Raw genomic sequence first — 19,954 nt, 5'->3', positions numbered from 1 at the left:
CCCCCCTCCTCCCGCTTATGATTCTGATTGCCGACGGCGGCTCGACCAAGTGCAGCTGGTGCCTGCTCGATGACGCCCACACCCGCGTGTACTTCAACACCGAAGGGTACAACCCCGATTTCATGGACACGGCCGCCATCGTGGCGTCGCTAAGCCAGAATCTGCCCGATACGCTGCCCCGCGAGCAGGTACGCGATGTATATTTCTATGGTGCCGGCGTATCGTCGGCCCAGAAAGCGGAAGTGATTGCCGCCGCCCTGCGCCAGGTGTTTCCGCAAACCCGGGCGCACGTGACGGAGGACCTGTTGGCGGCGGCCCGTGCCCTGCTGGGCCGAAAGCCGGGTTTTGCTGCCATTTTGGGTACTGGCACAAACTCCTGCATTTTCGATGGGGAGAAAATCACTTACAACGTCGATTCACTGGGATATTTCCTGGGCGACGAGGGCTCGGGCTCATACTTTGGCAAGCGGCTGCTGCGCGACTACCTGCGCGGCCTGCTGCCCGACGGCCTGCAGGATGCCCTGCGTGAAGAGTACAACCTGGGCTCGCGCAACGAGATTCTCGACCGCCTCTACAACCAGCCGCTGCCCAACCGCTTCCTGGCCAGCTTCGCCAAGTTTGCCTACGACCACAACAACGTAAGCTACTGCCGCGACATCGTGCTGGAGGGATTCGAAACGTTTTTCCAGAACCTGGTTCTGCACTACCCGCGCTTTCAGGAGTACACCTTCAATTGCGTGGGCTCGGTGGGCTACAATTTCCGCGACGTACTGACGCAGATTGCCCGCAACCACGGCATGGAAGTAGGCAAGATTATCCGCTCCCCTATCGATGATTTGGTGACCTACCACGAAGAAGGGAATTAAAAATCAAAAATGCAGCATTAAAAATACCCGCCTGACGACTCAGGCGGGTATTTTTAATGCTGCATTTTTGATTTTTAATTCCCTATTCCACTACCAGGCGCTGGGTCTGCTGGAGGTCGTTGGCACGGAGCTGGATGATATACACGCCAGCGGCCAGCGTACCCAGGGGCAGCTCGCGGGTATGCGAACCCACGGCCTCGCGGATGGTGGGCAGCGTGAGCACGGCCTGGCCGAGCACGTTGCGCACGGTGAGGACCACGGTGCCAGCGGTGGGCAGCTCGTAGCGCAGCGTAGTGCTACCCTGAGCAGGGTTGGGCGCGGCCGTGAGGCGCAGGATGCTGGCGGCCACTTCGGTGCGGGTGGGCAGCAGCACGGCCTTGCGGATGCGGCGGCTGGTGTACACGGCGAACTGGCCGGGGGCCAGACTGATGGTCGCGTTCACGTTGCTCACCGTGATGCTATCACCGCTGAGGTAGTTGTACCACTTGCCGGTGGCCTGGAAAGCCGGGTCGATGGTGGTAGCATTCACATCAAAGTTGCCGATGATGGTGACGCTGGTGTTAGCGTTGGCTAGGTGAATGGACTTGGCGGCCCCGGCCAGCTGCTGGGTGTAGGTGGTGGGGTTTTCGAACACGGGCTCAATCTTCTTGAGCGCAATCAGGGCGCGGTAGGTTTCGTAGAGTTTGCGGCGGTTAGCGTCCTGGTAGTAGTTCCACACGGGCTGCTTGGCGCTTAGCTTGCACTGGTCGTTGCCGTAGGGCAAGGGCAAGGTGCCGTTCGAGCAGATGAAGATGGACTTGTCGTAGCCGAGCTCGGCAAACTGCCAAATCATCTTGGGGCCGGGCACGGTGAAGAAGAACGCGGCGGCCTCCTCCATGCGGGCCAGAGCGGTGTTGAGGTCCTTGGTGCTGTAGCTGCCGGCAACGTTGCCGAAAGTCAGGTTCTTGTACATCAGGCGCTCCTCGTCGTGGCTTTCCATGTAAGTCACCAGGTTGGGGTTGTTCCAGCCGCGGCCACCCTGGGTGGTGCTGCCGTAGTAGCCGTAGCTGAAATTGGAGCCGGGCAGGTAGCCCATGGTGGCTTCGTTGTAGTTGTAATTGGCATTGCCCCACAGCATGAAGCCGGCATCGGCCAGCACCTTGCCCTCGCGGTTTTCGGGGAAGTGCTCGAGGATGGGATAAAGGGTGGGGTCCACGCTCGTCAGGTGCTGGTAGTAATCCAGCCAGATGTTGATGCGGGACTGGTCGTAGTCGCCGTACGTGTTGGCGTTGGTTACTTTTTGGGTGAAGCCCCCGGCCAAGTCGAAGCGGTAGCCGTCGATATGATATTCTTGGAGCCAGAAGCTCATCACCTGCTTCGAGAAGTAGCGGGTGTAGGGGCTTTCGTGGTTAAAGTCGTTGTAGACGCTGTACGGGTGCGGAGCCGTCACGTTGAACCAGGGGTTATCGGCGGCAGGGCCGTTGCCGCTGGCGTAAAGCTGCACCATCGGGCTCTGGCCGGTGGAGTGGTTCAGCACCATGTCGAGCACCACGGCAATGCCCCGGCGGTGGGCTTCATCAATGAATTGCTTGAAGGCCAGCTTAGTACCGTAATATTTATCGGGTGCGAAGAAGAAGTCGGGGCTGTAGCCCCAATTGTCGTTGCCATCGAACTCGTTGATGGGCATCAGCTCGATGCAGTTCACGCCGAGGCGCTGGATGTAATTGAGCGTGTCGCGCAGCGTCTGGTAGTCGTGGCGGTTGGTGAAGTCGCGCATCAGCAACTCATACACCACCAGGTCGGGGCGGCTGGGGCGCTGGAAGTTGGTGGTGGTCCACACGTAGGGCGTCTGGCCGGTTTGCAGTATCGATACGATGCCCGTGGTTTTGCCCGTGGGATAGGCCTTCAGGTTGGGGTAGGTAACGGCCGGAATGTACTGGTCGTCGTTGGGGTCGAGGATTTTCTCGGCGTAGGGGTCGGCCACGCGCAGGGTGCCGTCCACGAGGTACTGGTAGGCGTATTCGCGGCCCGGGGTCAGGCCGTTGAGCTGAATCCAGTAGCGGGAGCCGTCGGGCGTGCGGTTCATGTAGCCGGCGTTGTCGGTCTGCCAGTTATTGAACTCACCCAGCACGTAGGCAAACTGCTTGTTGGGAGCCGTAATGTTGAGGATAACCGACGTACCACCGGCCAGGTAAGTCACGCCGTCCTTGGCCCCGGCGGGCAGCGCGGCCGTGTTCACGGCCGGGCGCACCACAAACACCAGCGAATCAACGGCCGTCGAAGTACCCGCCGTGGCCGTAAAGCGCACTACGTTGCGGCCCGACTGGGTAGCCGTTACCGTCGTGCTGAGTGAAGTTGCATTGGCCTGCTGGGCTACCTGCGTCCCGTTCAGGGTGTAAGTCAGCGTAGCCGGGGCCGACGCAGTGCCGGCAATTGAAATCTGGCTGTTCAGGCCCACGAAGAGCGGGTTGCCGCCGCTGTTGGCGGGGCTGGTGATGCGGGCCGAGAGGCCGGCCTGGGTGGCATCAACGAAGATGTCGCCGCCACCGGTGGCGCGGCCCACGATGCTGCCGTCGGCATTTTTGAAAATCATGCCCAGACGCAGCAGCGTCTCGGCGGCCGGAATGGGGTAGTAGCTGCGCGGCGTGTAGGTGATGCGGTACAGGTTGGGGTTGCTGGCGTCGCGGGTCATCAGGGCCGTTGGGTCGGCCGTACCAAAAGAGGGGCTGTGCACATTGCGCCAGCTGGTGTTACTGGCGCTCAGGTTAGTCACGGTGCCGGTCCAGATGTATACGTCGCCGGTGAAGCCAGCCAGCGCGGCGTTGCCCTGGGTGGCATCGTAGGTGATGGTGACCGGTGTGGTGTCAGTGAAGAACACCGGCGAGGTCGTCACCTGCGCCTGGGCGTGGGTGGCGAGGACCAGCAGCGTCAGCAGCAGGCCCGTTATGCGTCGAAATGTTTGCATTGGTTGGTGGGAAGTGGAAATAGATTGAGTTGTAAATGAGAAGCGTAGCAGCGCGCGGGAAGTTCGTTTGAAAGACCTGCGAAAACGTTTGCCAAAGAATTATTTTATTATTTTCGTCGGCAAACCAAGTCGCAAGATACGTATTGGCGGCCCGCCCACCGTGCCCGGCGGCGTACCTTTGGGTGATATTTTACCACTAATGACGCGACGGGGCAGGTTCAGGGTTTGGGGGCGGCAAAGCGCCGTAGCGGTAGCAGCGGCCGGGCTGTGGGCGCTACCGGTGGCTGGCTCAGCGCAAACGCCGCCCGGGCCCGGGGTAGTAGCCGCTCCAACCGCCGACCGCGCCCCGGTCCTGAGCGCAACGCCCACCCCAATTACCCCCGACTCGGCCGCGCTGCGCCGGCAGCGGCTTCGGCTGCTGGTAGGCGGCACGGCCCTGGGCTACGGCGTGCTATACACCGGCCTTACCACGGCCTGGTACACGGGCGAGCGGGTACCGCTGCACTGGTTCAACGACCTGCCCGAGTGGCAGCAGCTGGACAAGTGCGGCCACTTCTGGGGCTCGTTTCAGGAGAGCCGGGGCGCGGTCGATATGCTGCGCTGGGCCGGAATGAGTGAGAAAAAGGCCATTTGGTACGGCTCGTTCGTGGGGTTCGTCGTGCAGAGTCCGATTGAGATTCTCGACGGCTTCGACCCGGCCTACGGCGCGTCGGCTACCGATTTGGCGGCCAATTTCCTGGGCTCGGCCGGGCTGCTGGCCCAGCAGCTGGCCTGGCACGACGTCCGAATTATGCCCAAGTGGTCGTTTCACCTCACCAGCTACGCGGCCCAGCGGCCCAACGTGCTGGGCAGCAACGTGCCCGAGCGCCTGCTAAAGGACTACAACGGCCAGACCTACTGGCTGTGCACCGACGTGGGCGCATTTCTGAAGCCCGGCAACCGCTGGCCACGCTGGCTGCAACCCGCCGTGGGCTACGGCGGCCAGGACATGGTCTATAACGATGATGGAACCAACGCGGCTGCCGGCCTACGCCCCTACCGGCAGTTTTATCTTTCCGTCGACGTGGACCTGCGCCGCATTCCCACCCGCAGCGTGGTGCTGAAGCGGGTATTCTACGCGCTCAGTATTTTCCACCTGCCCGCGCCGGCCCTGGAGTACAACCCGCGCAACGGTTTCGGCTTTCACGGACTCTACTATTAGAGCCAGGGATTACAGCAATTTTGGCAATGTTAACCTGCGATTCACGGTTTTCGGAGCCCATTAAGTTGCTGGCACCGAATGACTGGACAGGGACTTATGGCGGCATTTTAATGGAATAGTGTCGCAGGGATTGCGCTTTAAATAGTGTTAAGGCATCTGTCGCCGCTTCAAAAACGTACTTTTGCAAACCCCGTCCGTGCAGATGGGTCAAAACAAAGCAAAACGGACTACTTCCGGAGGACTACAAATCGTCCACAAAATCCGTGAAATCCGTTTAAATCTGCGTAATCTGTGATTTATGAATGTAGGAGATAGAGTGCGCCTGCTTACCGGCACCGAAGAAGGCATCGTGACCCGCCTGCTCGACAGCGAGCTGGTGGAAGTCGCCATCGATAATGATTTTACTATTCCCGTGCTGCGGCGCGAGGTAGTGGTGGTAGCCCAGGAAGAAGGCAAGAATTTCGACCGCGCCGCGCCCGACTACGGCCCTGGCCAGACGCCCGGCAAAAACGCCAACGCCAGCAAGAAGGACAAGAGCAAGCGCCCGGCGGCTTCGGCCGGCCCACTCCGCCCCCCGCAGCCGTCGTTGCAGGAGGCCCTGGCCGCCGTGGCCTCCAGCGGCGCAGGCGTGGCCAAACCGGCCGGCAGCAACGGGCCCGGAATTCCCGGCGGCAAGCAGCCGGCCGCTGCCAAAGGCCTGTTTCTGGCGCTGGTGCACCAGTCGCCCGAGCTGCTGGGCGTCACGCTCATCAACAACACCGAGGCCGACGTGCTCTTCACCTACGGCGAGGAAACCGCCGCCCGCCCCTACCGCGCCCTGGCCGCCGACAAGCTTGGCCCCAAGGCCAGCACCAAGCCCCTCTCCTTCCTGCACCTGAAGGATTTCGAGACCTGGCCCGCCGTGGTGTTCCAGCTGCTGCCCACCCGCCTGAACGGCGACGCGGCCTACGAGCTGCTCACCAAGCGCCAGGCGTTTAAGGCCAGCACCTTCTACAGCAGCCAGCATCCCGCGCCAGTGATTGGCAAGGACGCCTACCTTTTCCAGCTCGATGAGCGGGCTGCCGCCGCCATCGCGCCCGAAACCCTGGCCCAGGAAGTGCCGGCTGCTCCAGCGGCCGCGCCGGCCAAACCGGCCGGCGTGGATGCCGCCGCCCTGAAGGCCCAGCTTTCGGGCGATGCGCCGGCCAAACCCGCCGCCGTGGTTGCGGCTGCCGCTCCAACTAAGCCCGCCGCAGCCATTGTGGCCCCGCCGCACGAGGTGGACCTGCACCTAGAAGCCCTGCGCCCCGACAACACCGAGGAGCTGAGCAACACCGCCATCCTGCGCCTGCAATTGGATGCGTTTGAGGACACGCTGAGCCGCGCGCTGGCCACCAACATGCACGAGATTGTGTTCATCCACGGCATGGGCAACGGGGTGCTGCGCAAGGAAATCCACCGCCAGCTGAGCCGCAACAAGGACATCAAGTTCTTCGAGGATGCGCGCAAAGAGAAATTCGGCTTCGGGGCCACGCTGGTGCGGCTGAAGTAATTTTTGCTGGTCGGTTGACCATACATAGAACGTCATGCCGAGCGTAGCCGAGGCATGACGTTCTTTTGTGTTCTGGTCGCTCTTTGTTTCGCTGTTTTATCCGCCCCATGCGTCTCCGCTTCTTACTGGCTCTTCTGTGCCTCGCCTTACCTGCCCTGGCCCAGAACCCCCTGCCTTTGCCGCGCAACTTCCAGCCGCTATTTGCCAAGGGCACCCGCGCCGAGAGCGGCCAGCCCGGCCCCAACTACTGGCAGAACTCGGCCGATTACGACCTCACCATTACGTTCGACCCCGCTACCCGCCGCGTGGCTGGCACCGCTACCATCCAGTACCAGAATAACAGCCCCGATGCGCTGGATAAAATCTGGTTCAAGCTCTACCCTAACATTTACCAGAAGGGCGCGCCCCGCGTGAAAGCCTTCGCGCCCGAAGACATTGGCCCGGGCGTGAGCATCATCGCCCTCAGCATCAACGGCGAAACCTTTGATGTGAAAAAGCTGCCCATTCAGGCGACTAATATGCCGGTGCCGCTGCGCCAACCGCTGGCCGCCCACCAAACGGCCACCGTGCGCGTGGCCTACTCCTACATCCTCAACAAAGGCTCGCACCAGCGCACCGGCGAGGTAGAGCCGGGGGCGGCCTTCGTGGCCTACTTCTTCCCCCGCATCGCCGTGTACGACGACCTCGACGGCTGGAATAAGCAGCCCTACACCGGCGACCAGGAGTTCTACAACGACTTTGGCAATTTCAAGGCCGCTATCACCGTGCCCAAAGACTTTGTGGTGTGGGCCACCGGCGACCTCACCAACGCCACCCAGGTGCTGGCCCCCAAGTACGCCCAGCGCCTCGCCGCCGCCGAGCAGAAGGACGCCGTCTCCTTCATCATCACCCCCGAGGAGGCCCGGCAGCGCGGCATCACCGCCGCCAACGCCCAGAACACCTGGCGCTTCGAGGCGAAGAACGTGACGGACTTTGTGTTCGCCACCGCCGACCACTACGCCTGGCAGAGCACCAGCATGGTCGTAGACCCCGCCACCAAGCGCCGCACCCGCGTCGATGCCGTGTACAGCCCCAAGCACAAGGACTACGAAGAGGTCATCCAATTCGCGCGCAAAACGGTGGAGGCCATGAGCTACACCTTCCCGCGCTGGCCCTACCCCTACGCCCACGAAACCGTGTTCGACGGCCTCGACCAGATGGAGTACCCGATGATGGTAAACGACAACCCCACCGACACCCGCGACGACGCCATCACCCTCACCGACCATGAAATCTTCCACACGATGTTCCCCTTCTACATGGGCATCAACGAAACCAAGTACGGCTGGATGGACGAGGGCTGGGCCACCATCGGCGAGTGGGTACTATCCAGCATCATCGAGCCTAAGCTGGATGACGACTACGGCATCGCCCGCTACGCCCAGTTCGCCGATACCGAGCAGGACGCGCCCATCGTCACGCTCAGTACCCAGCAGAGCGGCGTGCCTTTCTTCCTCAACTCTTACCCCAAGCCCGGCCTGGGCTACCTCTACGTGCGCGATATGCTTGGCGATGAGCTGTTCACCAAGGCCCTGCACACCTACATCGCCAACTGGAACGGCAAACACCCGCTACCGCCCGACTTCTTTAACAGCATGAACGCCGGGGCGGGCCGTAACCTCAACTGGTTCTGGCAGCGCTGGTTTTTCGAGGGCGGCTACCCCGACCTGGCCATCGCCCGCGTCGAGAAAACCGCCCCCGGCTACGACATCCGCATCGAAGCCCACGGCCGCAAGCCCGTCCCCGTCGACCTCACCCTCACCTTCGCCGACAACACCACCCAGAAGCTCCACCGCAGCATCAGCGTCTGGGAATCGGGCGAAACGGCCATCACGGTGCCTATCGTCAGTAAGCAGCCCATCCGGCGCATCACCCTGGGCAGCACCCTCGTGCCCGACAGCTACCCGAAGGATAATGTGTGGGAGGGGAAGTAGATTTAGATGCTAATATTGCACACTCTCATTTTAATAATACGAAAATGAATAAGTTGTCCTTTTTATTGTGTTTCTATTTCTTCTACTTTATTAGCTCTCACTCAAAAGCTCAAGGGGTGGGTTACACTAGAGGTGAAATAATTCTTAAATATGGCAATAATTATAAAAGTGGGGTAAGCAAATCCGGCGATAAATACATTGCTTATATCGATAATACATCGAGAACAACCAAGACTTTCTATCTTAACGAAAAAGATAGTTGCTATATGGTAATGAGGTTATACCCAAAGTCAGAAGCAAACTCTGTAATTAAGCTTTTAAACGAAAAATACGTTAAAATTTCTGATGGCGTGCCAATAAGGTATAAAGATTACGAAAGCAGTCTTTCACTGGATGTTTATTTCTCAGAGGAGTTTGTGACTGTAGAAATTCATGGAGACTAATTGTACCTTTGCCCACGTGATGGGTCGCCTCACCGCGGCGTCCGACGCAAGAAGGACGACGAGGAAAGTCCGGGCAACGCAGAGCACCTTGCTTCCTAACGGGAAGGACTGGCGAGTATCATGCTCGCCAGGACAGCCAGTGCCACAGAAAATACCGCCTACGTCGCCTTCGGGTGGCCGGTAAGGGTGAAAAGGTGCGGTAAGAGCGCACCAGCGGGCGGGTGACCGTTCCGGCTGGGTAAACCTCAGGGGTTGAAAGACCAAATAAGCTGGTACGCCGGCGCGGCTTCGGCCGCATCGGCTCCGGGCGGCTCGTCCGGCGCCAGCGGGTAGGTTGATGGAGCCTTTCGGCAACGACTGGCCTAGATAAATGGTGAGGCAGGGGCTTCGGCCCCGGACAAAACCCGGCTTACAGACCCATCACCCAACGTAAAAAGGCCACTCCCGCACGGGAGTGGCCTTTTTACGTTATCCCGGTCCGACCGCCCTAGGCGGTCCGACCGGTTGTTGGGCGAACGAAATTGTGGAATGTTGCCGGTGGTGCTTTAACCGGTCAGACCGCCTAGGGCGGTCGGACCAGTTGGCGACCCTACTTTTTGTTCCCGGCCCGCACCGCCTTCACCTCTCCCACCGTCACCACGCTGGCCTTGTTGCCAAACGAATTGCGCACGTAAGTCAAAACGGCGGCAATCTGCGCGTCGGTCAGCGATGCCTGCGCGGGCATCACGCCGTGGTATTGTTCGCCGCCGATTTCCACGCCCTGCAGGCCGTTGAGCAGCACGTTGGTAAGGCGGGTTTTATCGCCCAATACATAGTCAGTTTTTGCCAGCGGCGGGTTCATGCCGTCCACACCCAGGCCATCGGCCATGTGGCAGGTGAGGCAGTATTGCGTGTACACGGATTTGCCCGGGGCCAGCAGCGCGGCGGGCACGCCGGCCATTTTTTTGGCCGGGGCTTTAACAGCGGGCCTTTTCTGGGCTAGTGTCGGACCTCCAGCCAGAGCCAGCAAGCCGAGAATAATGGATAGCTTCTTCGCGAACATAGCCTATTTCTTGGTGTACATAATGCGGTAAATGGTGCCGGCCTTGTCGTCGCTCACGTAGAGCGAGCCGTCGGGGCCCTGGGCCAGGCCGCAGGGCTTATGGTCGGCGCGGCCGGAGGCGGCTTTGGCGGCGGTACCGGCAAAGTTGTCGGCAAACACTTCCCAAGCGCCCACCGGCTTGCCGTTTTTGAAGGGCTGAAACACGACGTAATAGCCTTTCTGCGGCTCGGGAGCGCGGTTCCAGGAGCCGTGGAAGGCGATGAACGCGCCGTTGCGGTATTTCTCCGGGAACATGGTGCCGGTGTAGAATAGCAGGCCGTCGGGAGCCATGTGAGCGGGGTAGGCCGCCGCCGGCTCCAGGTACTTGGGGTCGGCGAGTTTCTTGCCGTCGCCGCCGTACTCGGGGGGCAGCATTTTCTGGTGCTTCTGGCCGTCGTAGTACAGGTAGGGCCAGCCGGCGTTAGCTCCTTTGGTAAGGGCGTACAGGCACTCGGCAGGCAGCTCGGCCGACTCCTTATCGTCGTAGAGCTCGGGGAAGTTGTCGTGCAGCTGGTCGCGGCCGTGCTGCATCACGAAGAGCTGGTTGTTCTGCGGGTTCCAGTCGAGGCCCACCACGTTGCGCAGGCCGGTGGCGTAGCGGGTGCCGGTGCCGTAGCCTTGGTTGGCCTTATCGGCCCGAAACTGCCAGATACCGCCGGCCGAATCCAGCACCGGGCAATCCTGCCGGCCCAGCGAGCCGCGCTGCCGGTCCTTCACCTGGCAGGAGTTGGAGTAGGCCCCGATGTTGACGTAGAGGTTGCCCACGTTGTCGAGCACGATGGACTTGCTCTCGTGCTGCTGCCGGTTAATGAGGCCGGTCACGATTTTCTCGGGCTGCGCGGGGTTAGTCACTTCCCCCTTTGCATCGAGTTTGTAGCGAAACACCTCCTCATCCGACGACGCATAAAGGAAGCCGTCTTTGGCATACATGCCCGTGCCGCCGTAGCTGCCGAAACCCGTGGGGGCGGCTGTTGCCTTGCCGTTGGCCCCGGGATGCAGCTCCAGAATGCCCTTGCCGTTTTTCACGGCATTCAGCTTCACGTAGATAGTGCCCTGGGGCGTGACGGCCAGGTGCCGGGCGTGGCCACCCGTTTCGGCCACCACCAGCGCGCCGAAGCCGGCCGGCAGCTTCAGGCCGGCGTTGTTGGGGTCGGGGGCCAGGATGACTTTTTGGGTGAGGGAATACAGGCTGCAGCTGCCGACCAGGGCCGCCGCGAACAGCAGCGGGCGGGTTATCTTATTTTTCATGAATAAAACTTGAGTTGAAAAGACCGGGTTGGTAGAACAATAGATGTGCAAGAGTTGAAGTTTCGTCGTTGAACATTCGAAACCCCAAACAACCGTGCCGAACAGGCAACAGCAGCAAGCGAAGTTCAGCGAAGCTAACGATGAAGCGCTAACTGTTGCATCTATCCTCCACCCCGTATCCGTCCTTAACCTCCTAGCGTTGCTTTTCGTTACCTTCGCGCCTCGCTGTTTGCAACAATTCCTGTTCCCGCCCCCATGCCCCGCATTCTCATTATCGACGACGAAAAAGCCATCCGCAACACGCTGAAGGAGATTCTGGAGTTTGAAAACTATACAGTCGACCAGGCCGAAGACGGCCCCGCCGGCCTCGACCTGCTCATCCAGCAGAAGTACGACGTGGTGCTCTGCGACATCCGCATGCCCAAGATGGATGGCCTCGAAGTCCTCACCCGCGCCCAGGCCATGGGGGCCGACGCAGCCTTTATCATGGTATCGGCCCACGGCAACATCGAAACCGCCGTCGATGCCACCAAGAAAGGGGCCTACGACTTCCTCTCCAAGCCCCCGGACCTCAACCGCCTGCTCGTGACGGTGCGCAATGCCCTCGACCGCACCAAGCTCGTGACCGAAACCAAGACGCTGAAAAAGAAGCTCTCCGTCACCAAAGGCTCGGAGATGGTGGGCAACTCGGCCGCCCTCGGGGCCGTGCGCAAAGCCATCGAAAAGGTCGCTCCCACCGATGCCCGCGTGCTCATTACCGGCCCCAACGGCGCGGGCAAGGAGATGGTAGCCCGGCAGCTGCACGAGCTCAGCAGCCGCGCCAACGGCCCGCTGGTGGAGGTGAACTGCGCCGCCATCCCGTCCGAATTGATTGAGAGCGAGCTGTTCGGCCACGAAAAAGGCTCCTTCACCTCGGCCGTGAAGCAGCGCATCGGCAAGTTTGAGCAGGCCGACGGCGGCACCCTGTTTCTGGACGAAATCGGCGACATGAGCCTCTCGGCCCAGGCCAAGGTGCTGCGCGCTTTGCAAGAAAGCAAAATAACCCGCGTGGGCGGCGAAAAGGAAATCTCGGTAAACGTGCGCGTGCTGGCCGCCACCAACAAAAACCTGCTGCAGGAAATTACCGAGCGCAACTTCCGCGAAGACCTCTACCACCGCCTCTCGGTGATTCTCATTCAGGTGCCTGCCCTCAACGACCGCCGCGAGGACATCCCCGACCTGATTCAGAAGTTCCTCAACGACATCGCTGCCGACTATGGCAACAAGCCCAAGAAAGTAGACCCCGCCGCCATGAAGTACCTACAGGCCCTCGACTGGCGCGGCAACATCCGCGAGCTGCGCAACGTGGTCGAGCGCCTCGTCATTATGAGCGACGATACGATTTCGGAAGGTGACGCGAAGGCGTTTGCGGGAAAATAGAAAGCTCATTTTCAATAGTTGAAAAGGTAGCCCCAGAATCGGTTGATTCTGGGGCTACCTTTTTTATCTACCTCACAATGATTCAGTAATCGAAAGTATTGTTCGTTATTTCAAGCTTGAATTTATTCTCAAATATTCTCTAAACCCGACAAATAAGTACGATGTATAGGATAAAGCAAATAGCGCAACAGGAATTATGAAAGTCCAATAATTAAAAAGCTCAATGGGTACTACTATCATCCGCCGAACCAGAGGGGATGCGAGTAAGATAAAACTGATTAAGTCAAAACTTAGCGTCTTCGTCGTTCTTGCTCTATTATAATTTTTGTATATGATACGCAAGCCAATAAATGCTGCCACAACCAGCAACTGGTCAATATTACCAATGTCAAATAGTGTAAACAGTAACCATAAGAAAAATGGCAAGACAATCATTTGACCCATCAGCATAATAAGCAGGTAAGCTGTTATTGCTATTATCAGACAGGTCTTTCGCTGCGTCAACATCAAATAAGGTTGTTGTTTGAATGCATAATCAAGATAGTTTATTTTCAGTAGTGTCATACAAGATAACGCAACTCAGAAACTCATCGATTTGCTTTCTACACCATCTGATTGCACCCGCGCACGTCCGAATTATCCATTCGCCCCAGCACCTCAAAACTCCCATCCGGGTGCATGCGCGCCAAATCCTTGGTTTCAATAAAAGCACAGGAATCCACGTTGGCCAAATCAATGACGTTGATGGCTCCGTCGGGCCGGAACTCGGCTACTGAGAACGGGTCGGAAGGCTCGCGCAGCAGCACCCGCAGCGGTGGCGGGGAGTGGAAACGGCCGTCGCCCAGCGAGTAGGCCTGGCTGAGCATTTCCGTCATGCCGTATTCGGAGTGGATGCCGGCCGGGCCGAACGCCTGCTGCAGTTCCTGATGCAGCTCCTCGCGAATCATCTCGCGGCGGCGGCCCTTCATGCCCCCCGTTTCGAGCACGGTGAGGCCCTGAAGCTCGGGCGCGGGGCCAGTTTCGGCAGCGAAGTCTAACAGCGCATAGCTCACGCCGATGAGCAGGACGCGGCGGCCCGCCACCTGCTTGGCCTCGGCCAGGGCGGCACGCAGGGCGGCGTGGTCGTGCAGGAAAAACGCGGGCTGCGCCTGGCCCGACTGCCGGGCGAAGTAGTCCACCATGGCCACCAGCGACGAGTTGCCCTGCTCCAGGTAGGACGGCAGCAGGGCCAGAAACGTCCAGCCCGAGAGTGGGCCGTAGGACTGCTCGAAAATGCGAGCGGCGTTTTCGCGGTACAGGCTCGGCTCGCGCACCAGGTGGCGGCTGCGCTGCTGCAGGGTCGTGCCGCTGCTCAGGAATTCTTCCTGCGGCTGCCAGCTTGCGGGCCCGGGCCCGGCGGGGTCGGTGCGCACCTCATGGGTTTTAAAAAACTCGATTGGCAGGAAGGGAATATCCGTGAGCCGGGCCACGGCGGCAGGCTCGCGGCGCAGCTGGGCCAGGTACTGCGCATAAGGCGGGCAGTGCGCGGCCTGGTACCGGAACAGGGCCAGGGCCGCGGCCGTGAAGTTGTCGGGCGCTAGGAGCGGCAGGGCACGGATAAAATCGGAACGGAATGACATAAGCAGCATGGGAGCAACAAGGCCAGGGCTGAACCAACCACTACCACTATTCGTTGCGAAGAACGTACTTTGGGGCCGCGGTGGCCGTTAAGCTCCTGAACTCTCACTTCTTTGGTTTCTATGAATCTGTTTCGTACTCTGGGGGCAGTGGCCCTGCTGGGCCTGGGTTGGGCCGGCACCAGCAGCTGCCTGAAGGCACCCGAATTCCCGGTGGAGCCAACCATCACGTTCAATAATCTGAAGAATATCTACGTTCCCCCAATCGTGGCGGGAGCGACGGCCGCCGACACCCTTGAGTTTGCCGTCGATTTCCAGGACGGCGACGGCGACCTGGGCCTCGATGCCGACGATGCGAAAGCTGCGCCCTACAACGCGCAAACCGGGGGCCACAACAACCTCGCTACCAGCAACAATTACTTCATCCAGCCCTTCAAAAAGATAAACGGCAAGTTCGCACCCTTCTACACGCCCAGCGGTTTCCCCGGCGAATACGATGGGCGCTACCCGCGCCTCGAAACTACTACCGACACCAAACCGGCCCCGCTAAAGGGGACACTCCGCTACAAGCTGCGGCTGCCTCTCAACCGCACTTCCTACTCGGCAGGCGACGTGCTCCGATTTGAAATCAGCATCATGGACCGGGCTTTTCATCAGAGCAACACGGTCACGACCACTGAAGTAACGCTGGGCCCATAAGCCCAGCGTTTTTTTTGCGTTAATAAATACCGGGGAACTGCTCCGGCGCGGTCTCACTCATCAGCTCGTACACGGTGTCGAACACGTCTTCGGCGTTGGGCTTGCTGAAGTAGTCGCCGTCGGAGCTGTAGGCCGGGCGATGGGGCTGCGCGGCCAGGCAGCGCGGCTGCGCGTCGAGAAAGCGGTAGGCCTGCTGGCCATCGAGCACCTGCTGCATCATGTAGGCGCTGGCACCGCCGGGCACGTCCTCGTCGGCAAATACCACGCGGTTGGTCTTGGCCAGGCTGTCGGCAATGAGTTGGTCGGTGTCGAAGGGCAACAGGGTCTGCACGTCGATAACCTCGACCGAGATACCCACCTCGGCCAGCTGCCGGGCTGCATCCATCACGATGCGGCACATCGAGCCGTAGGTAACCACCGTCACGTCGGTGCCGGCCAGCAGCACCTCGGGGCGGCCCAGCGGCAGCGTGAATTCACCCACGTTGCTCGGCGTTTTCTCCTTTAGGCGGTAGCCGTTCAGGCACTCAATCACGATGGCGGGCTCGTCGCTGCGCAGCAGCGTGTTGTAGAAGCCGGCGGCCTGCACCATGTTGCGCGGCACGCACAAGTGCATGCCCCGGATGCTGCCCAGAATCATCTGCATGGGCGAGCCCGAGTGCCACACGCCCTCCAGCCGGTGGCCGCGGGTGCGCACGATGAGGGGGGCTTTCTGGCCGCCCTTGGTGCGGTACTGCAGGCAAGCCAGGTCGTCGCTCAGAATCTGGATGGCATACAGCAGGTAGTCGAGGTATTGGATTTCGATGATGGGGCGCAGGCCGCGCAGGGCCGCGCCTATCCCCTGCCCGGCAATGGTGCACTCCCGGATGCCGGTATCGGTCACGCGCAGCTCGCCGAACTTATCCTGCAAGCCCGCAAAGGCCTGGTTCACGTCGCCAATCTTGCCCACGTCCTCGCCGATGGCGAAGATTCGGGCATCGCGCTGGAAGTTGGCATTGAAGCAGGCCTGGAGCACCTCACGGCCATCCACCTGCGCCGCGTCGGCGGCGTAGGCGGCGGGCACTTCTTCGATGTTACCCACGGCCCACTCGCTCTGGCTGAACAGGTTGGAGTTGTAGCGGTCGGCGTTTTCGGCCAGCAGCTGCTCGAGGTGGCGCTGAATGGCGCGGCGGTCGAAGCTGCGCTGCTCATTGCGCACGGCGCGCAGGGCGCGGCGCAGGGTCCGCACCACGTCGGCCCGAATGGGCGTGGGGTTGGCCCGCAGCTGCTCCACCAACTCGTGCATGGTGTTTTCGGTGCCGGTGGCGGCTACTAGCTTATCCAGCATGGCCACGGCCTCATCGCGCTCGGCCTTAATGGGGTCGAAGAACGCGGCCCAGGCGGCCGTGCGGGCCGTTTTGATGACGGCCGCGGCGGCTTTCTCGATGCCGTCGAGCTCCAGCTCGGTGGCGTGGCCTTCGGCCAGCAGCCACTCGCGCAGCTTGTGCAGGCAGTCGTGGTCCTCTTCCCAGCTCAGGCGGTCCTTGCTTTTGTAGCGCTCGTGCGAGCCGCTGGTGCTGTGCCCCTGCGGCTGCGTGAGCTCCGTGACGTGGATGAGGACGGGTACGTGCTGCTCGCGGCATACGGCGGCGGCGCGCTGGTAGGTATCGACCAGGCCGGCGTAGTCCCAGCCGCGCACCACGTAAATTTCGAAGCCTGACTGGCCTTCCCCGTCGCGCTGCAGCCCCATCATAATGTCGCTGATGCTCTGCTTGGTGGTCTGGTATTCGGCGGGCACCGAGATGCCGTAGTGGTCGTCCCACACGCTCACCAGCATGGGTACCTGGAGCACGCCGGCCGCGTTCAGGGCCTCGAAGAACATGCCTTCCGAGGTGCTGGCATTGCCGATGGTGCCGAAAGCCACCTCGTTGCCGTTGGTCGAAAGCGTGTCGAACTGGTGCAGCTCGGGATTCTGGCGGAACAGCTTGGAGGCGTAGGCCAGGCCCAGCAGGCGCGGCATCTGGCCGGCGGTGGGCGAAATGTCGGCCGAGGAGTTTTTAGTGTGGGCGAGGTCGCGCAGGTTGCCATCCTCATCCAGCATGCGGGTGGCGAAGTGGCCGTTCATGGCGCGGCCGGCGGTGGCGGGCTCGGCCTCCACGTCGGGGTTGGCGTAGAGCTGGGCAAAATACTGCTCCCAGGTGAGCTGGCCGATGGCCGCCATAAACGTCTGGTCGCGGTAGTAGCCGGCCCTAAAGTCGCCGTTCTGGAAGGCGCGGGCCATGGCCAGCTGCGGCACTTCCTTGCCATCGCCGAAGATGCCAAACTTGGCTTTGCCCATGAACACTTCTTTGCGGCCCGCCAGCGAGGCGTGGCGGCTTTCCCAGGCCAGGCGGTAATCAGAAAGGAAATCGGCCTTGGTGAGGGGCGCGGCCTGCGTAGGCGCAACGGTTTCGGCAGCGGACATAAATACGGGCTATGGGCGGAGTGGGAATTTTGATATAGAGCGGGCAGCGGGTCGGAACCCGCTGGCAAAAATACGGAATCGCGGCCGGGTGGGTGGCACCGGGGCTTTGCCCGTATATTTGGGCAAGGAACGAGACGGGGAATGAACCGAAAGATTTCGGCCGGCCCGCCGCTTCAATCCGCTGATTTAGTAGCGTAACCGGGCCGGACTGCCGGCTGAAGCTTTCGGTTTTCTTTTTCGAAGCGCTTAATTCGATTTACCGTCATGAAGAAATTTCTTACCCTTTGCCTCCTGCTGCTGGCCGGGGCCAGCCACGCCCAGGGCGTGATGCAGTTCACGACCGACAACCACGATTTCGGCAATGTGCCCGAGGGCACCATGGCGACCTACGAGTTCAAGTTCCGGAACACCGGCAACCAGCCCGTGGTTATTGCCAACGTGCAGGCCAGCTGCGGCTGCACCACCCCCGACTGGACCAAAACGCCGGTGCTGCCCGGCAAAATGGGCGTCATCCGGGCCATGTACAACAGCGCCGGCCGGCCCGGCGTGTTCAACAAAACCGTGACCGTGACCAGCAACGCCGCCGAGGCCAGCAAGGTCCTCAGCATCAAAGGCTCGGTACTGACCAAAGAACAGATTAAGCCCACCCTCACGGCGACCCAGCTGGCGCAGTCGCCCCACCTGGTGCTCGACCGCAGCACCCACGATTTTGGCAAGATGGAGGCCGGCCAGCAGCCGGTGGCACGGTTCACCGTCAAAAACACGGGCAAGACCGAGCTGGTGCTGGGGGCGCTGACGTCGGGTTGCTACTGCGTGGGCTACAAAACCAACCCCGCGCCCATTGCCCCCGGCCAGAGCGAAGTGGTAGAGCTGCTCTATACCCAGCGCCAGCTCGGGCAGGTGAGCGACGCCGTTACCATCACCTCTAACGACGTGAACGGCGATGCCAAAATCACGCTCAGTGCCACCATCGTGCGCGACCTCACCGGCACCAGCATGATGAAGGAAAGCACGACGAGCGTGCCGTTTAAATAACCCAAGGCTTAAGCAGACCCACCTTCAGTAAGCTCCGGAGGAGTGGTACACCGGTAGTAAGCAACCGAGACGTATTAATAAAGCCCAGTGGGGCTACACTCGCTTGAATGACAGCCGAGGGTCGCCCCACTGGGCTTTTTTTTGATTGACAAAGCTTTGCTACCGCCATGTCGCCCCTCTGGGGCTGCCATACTTTACGTTGACGTAATTCTTGTAACTGCTTGCGCACCAGCGAGCAGGTGCGTGGCAACAGTTAATAAGCCCGAAGCAGTTGCCTGCGTTGGTGGCAATGGCTGCGAACGAGCCGGCTATCCGGCTAGCCCCACCAATCCCAATATGGCCGGGCTGCCTTTGGTTTCGGCCCGGGGAATTTCAATGGTGAAGGTGCTGCCATTGCCTTCGCTGCTAACTACTGAGATGTGGCCGTGGTGCCACTCGACGATGGTTTTGCACAGCGCCAGGCCCAGGCCGGTGGTTGCCTCGCCCCGCAGGCCCGGCCGCCGGGCTTTGGTGAACCGCTCGAACAGGTAGGGTTGCATCGCCAGCGGAATGCCGACGCCATCGTCCACGACGTGGATGCGCACGACCCCGGGCCCCGGCTCGATGTGCACCGCGACGTGTCCGGTATCGGGGGTAAACTTGAAGGCATTGCCGACCAGGTTGATGAGTACCTGGGTGAATTTGTTGACGTCCACGTTGGCGTAAATCGGCTCGGTGGGCAGGGTGTAGGTGAAGGCGTGGCCGAGCAGGCGCTGGCCGGTTTGGAGCTGGTCGAGCGGCACGCGCAGCACGGCCCCCACGTCCACGCGGTCCACTTTCAGGTCGGTGTTGGCCGAGGTCAGGAACTCCAGATTAACGAGCTCCCGAATCATCGTCACGCTGTCGCGGCTGGTGGTTTCGAGTACGCTCAGCATATCGGGCACCCGGCTGCTGACGGGCGAAGCCACTTCCTCGCGCAAGAACTGGGCAATCTGCTGCACCATGATGAACGCGCCGCTCAAGTCGTGCGAGAGAATTTCGAGGGTCGCGTTTTTGCGGCTGTTGAACAGGTCGGCGTTTTCCTGGTAGCGCTTCATCACGCTTATATCGCGCAGGGAGCCCCCTAGCAGCACCCGGCCATCGGCGAGCAGCTCGTGCGAGGGCGTGAGGCAAAACCACTGGTGGGGCTGGCCCGGATGGAGCAGCCGCACTTCCACCTCGTCGGGCTGCCGGCCGGCAACCCAGCGCTTCCAGTAGTGGGTCAGGTAGGCCAGGTCGTCGGGGTGCAGGCGCTGGAGCAAGGCCGGCAGCTCGGCATTCACCCCGGCCGTTGTGCCGTTCAGGACCCGCTCGTAGGCCGCGTTCACGAACACGACGCGCTGCACGAGCGGGTCGTAGATAAACTGGATGTGGGAGCTGGCTATCGCCTGGTCCAGAAAGAAGGTGGCGAAATTAGGCATCCCTAAATAATTGGCTTTG

14 protein-coding genes and 1 other RNA gene are annotated in these 19,954 nt (G+C 60.8%); 9 read left to right on the top strand and 6 right to left on the bottom strand.

Going from position 1 to position 19,954, the window contains the following annotated elements; translation table 11 throughout:
- Positions 1 to 17 precede the first annotated feature (17 nt).
- The gene (locus ABIB44_RS00515; RefSeq protein ID WP_354582661.1) at positions 18 to 866 is read left to right on the top strand and encodes an N-acetylglucosamine kinase; all 849 of its coding nucleotides are present in this window, start codon (positions 18 to 20) and stop codon (positions 864 to 866) included.
- An 82-nt stretch (positions 867 to 948) separates the two neighbouring features.
- On the opposite strand, the gene ABIB44_RS00510 is transcribed toward ABIB44_RS00515, so the two are convergent.
- On the bottom strand, positions 949 to 3,810 hold the full coding sequence (locus ABIB44_RS00510; protein ID WP_354582660.1) for an alpha-amylase family glycosyl hydrolase: 2,862 nt from the start codon (positions 3,808 to 3,810) through the stop codon (positions 949 to 951).
- A gap of 280 nt (positions 3,811 to 4,090) precedes the next feature.
- Here ABIB44_RS00510 and ABIB44_RS00505 point away from each other — a divergent pair, with 280 nt between their 5' ends.
- From ABIB44_RS00505 to rnpB, 5 genes are all read left to right on the top strand, one after another.
- On the top strand, positions 4,091 to 5,011 hold the full coding sequence (locus tag ABIB44_RS00505; RefSeq protein ID WP_354582659.1) for a DUF2279 domain-containing protein: 921 nt from the start codon (positions 4,091 to 4,093) through the stop codon (positions 5,009 to 5,011).
- A gap of 298 nt (positions 5,012 to 5,309) precedes the next feature.
- Positions 5,310 to 6,542 (top strand): Smr/MutS family protein, encoded by a 1,233-nt coding sequence (locus ABIB44_RS00500; protein WP_354582658.1) that lies wholly within the window; start codon positions 5,310 to 5,312, stop codon positions 6,540 to 6,542.
- 107 nt (positions 6,543 to 6,649) lie between these two features.
- Entirely contained in the window at positions 6,650 to 8,515 is a 1,866-nt protein-coding gene (locus tag ABIB44_RS00495; protein ID WP_354582657.1) for a M1 family metallopeptidase, read from the top strand.
- Between the two features lie 44 nt (positions 8,516 to 8,559).
- Positions 8,560 to 8,958 carry a hypothetical protein gene (locus ABIB44_RS00490; protein ID WP_354582656.1) on the top strand — a complete coding sequence of 133 codons (399 nt, stop codon included), beginning with the start codon at positions 8,560 to 8,562 and terminating at the stop codon, positions 8,956 to 8,958.
- Between the two features lie 16 nt (positions 8,959 to 8,974).
- Positions 8,975 to 9,386, top strand: an RNA gene (gene rnpB, locus ABIB44_RS00485) — RNase P RNA component class A.
- A 161-nt stretch (positions 9,387 to 9,547) separates the two neighbouring features.
- On the opposite strand, the gene ABIB44_RS00480 is transcribed toward rnpB, so the two are convergent.
- On the bottom strand, positions 9,548 to 10,000 hold the full coding sequence (locus ABIB44_RS00480; protein WP_354582655.1) for a c-type cytochrome: 453 nt from the start codon (positions 9,998 to 10,000) through the stop codon (positions 9,548 to 9,550).
- Between the two features lie 3 nt (positions 10,001 to 10,003).
- The gene (locus tag ABIB44_RS00475; RefSeq protein WP_354582654.1) at positions 10,004 to 11,287 is read right to left on the bottom strand and encodes a PQQ-dependent sugar dehydrogenase; all 1,284 of its coding nucleotides are present in this window, start codon (positions 11,285 to 11,287) and stop codon (positions 10,004 to 10,006) included.
- A gap of 255 nt (positions 11,288 to 11,542) precedes the next feature.
- On the opposite strand from ABIB44_RS00475, the gene ABIB44_RS00470 reads away from it, so the two are divergent.
- The gene (locus tag ABIB44_RS00470) at positions 11,543 to 12,706 is read left to right on the top strand and encodes a sigma-54-dependent transcriptional regulator (RefSeq protein ID WP_354582653.1); all 1,164 of its coding nucleotides are present in this window, start codon (positions 11,543 to 11,545) and stop codon (positions 12,704 to 12,706) included.
- A 602-nt stretch (positions 12,707 to 13,308) separates the two neighbouring features.
- On the opposite strand, the gene ABIB44_RS00465 is transcribed toward ABIB44_RS00470, so the two are convergent.
- Complete coding sequence (locus ABIB44_RS00465) at positions 13,309 to 14,325, bottom strand: acyl-CoA synthetase family protein (protein WP_354582652.1); 1,017 nt, start codon at positions 14,323 to 14,325, stop codon at positions 13,309 to 13,311.
- 120 nt (positions 14,326 to 14,445) lie between these two features.
- Here ABIB44_RS00465 and ABIB44_RS00460 point away from each other — a divergent pair, with 120 nt between their 5' ends.
- A complete protein-coding gene (locus ABIB44_RS00460) occupies positions 14,446 to 15,021 on the top strand; it encodes a hypothetical protein (protein ID WP_354582651.1) in 576 nt (191 codons plus the stop codon).
- Positions 15,022 to 15,040: 19 nt separating this feature from the next.
- Here ABIB44_RS00460 and ABIB44_RS00455 read toward each other — a convergent pair whose 3' ends face one another.
- Positions 15,041 to 17,461 carry an alpha-ketoacid dehydrogenase subunit alpha/beta gene (locus tag ABIB44_RS00455; RefSeq protein ID WP_354582650.1) on the bottom strand — a complete coding sequence of 807 codons (2,421 nt, stop codon included), beginning with the start codon at positions 17,459 to 17,461 and terminating at the stop codon, positions 15,041 to 15,043.
- A 264-nt stretch (positions 17,462 to 17,725) separates the two neighbouring features.
- Between ABIB44_RS00455 and ABIB44_RS00450 the strand changes: the two genes are divergently transcribed.
- A complete protein-coding gene (locus tag ABIB44_RS00450; protein ID WP_354582649.1) occupies positions 17,726 to 18,496 on the top strand; it encodes a DUF1573 domain-containing protein in 771 nt (256 codons plus the stop codon).
- Positions 18,497 to 18,804: 308 nt separating this feature from the next.
- Here the strand turns inward: ABIB44_RS00450 and ABIB44_RS00445 are convergent, their stop codons facing one another.
- Complete coding sequence (locus ABIB44_RS00445; protein ID WP_354582648.1) at positions 18,805 to 19,935, bottom strand: PAS domain-containing sensor histidine kinase; 1,131 nt, start codon at positions 19,933 to 19,935, stop codon at positions 18,805 to 18,807.
- Between the last annotated feature and the right edge of the window lie 19 nt (positions 19,936 to 19,954).

It is taken from the genome of Hymenobacter sp. UYCo722, from assembly GCF_040547115.1.
Taxonomy (GTDB): Bacteria; Bacteroidota; Bacteroidia; order Cytophagales; family Hymenobacteraceae; genus Hymenobacter.
Note: the sequence above shows the minus strand (reverse complement) of the source record. Positions and strands in the feature narration are given on the sequence as shown.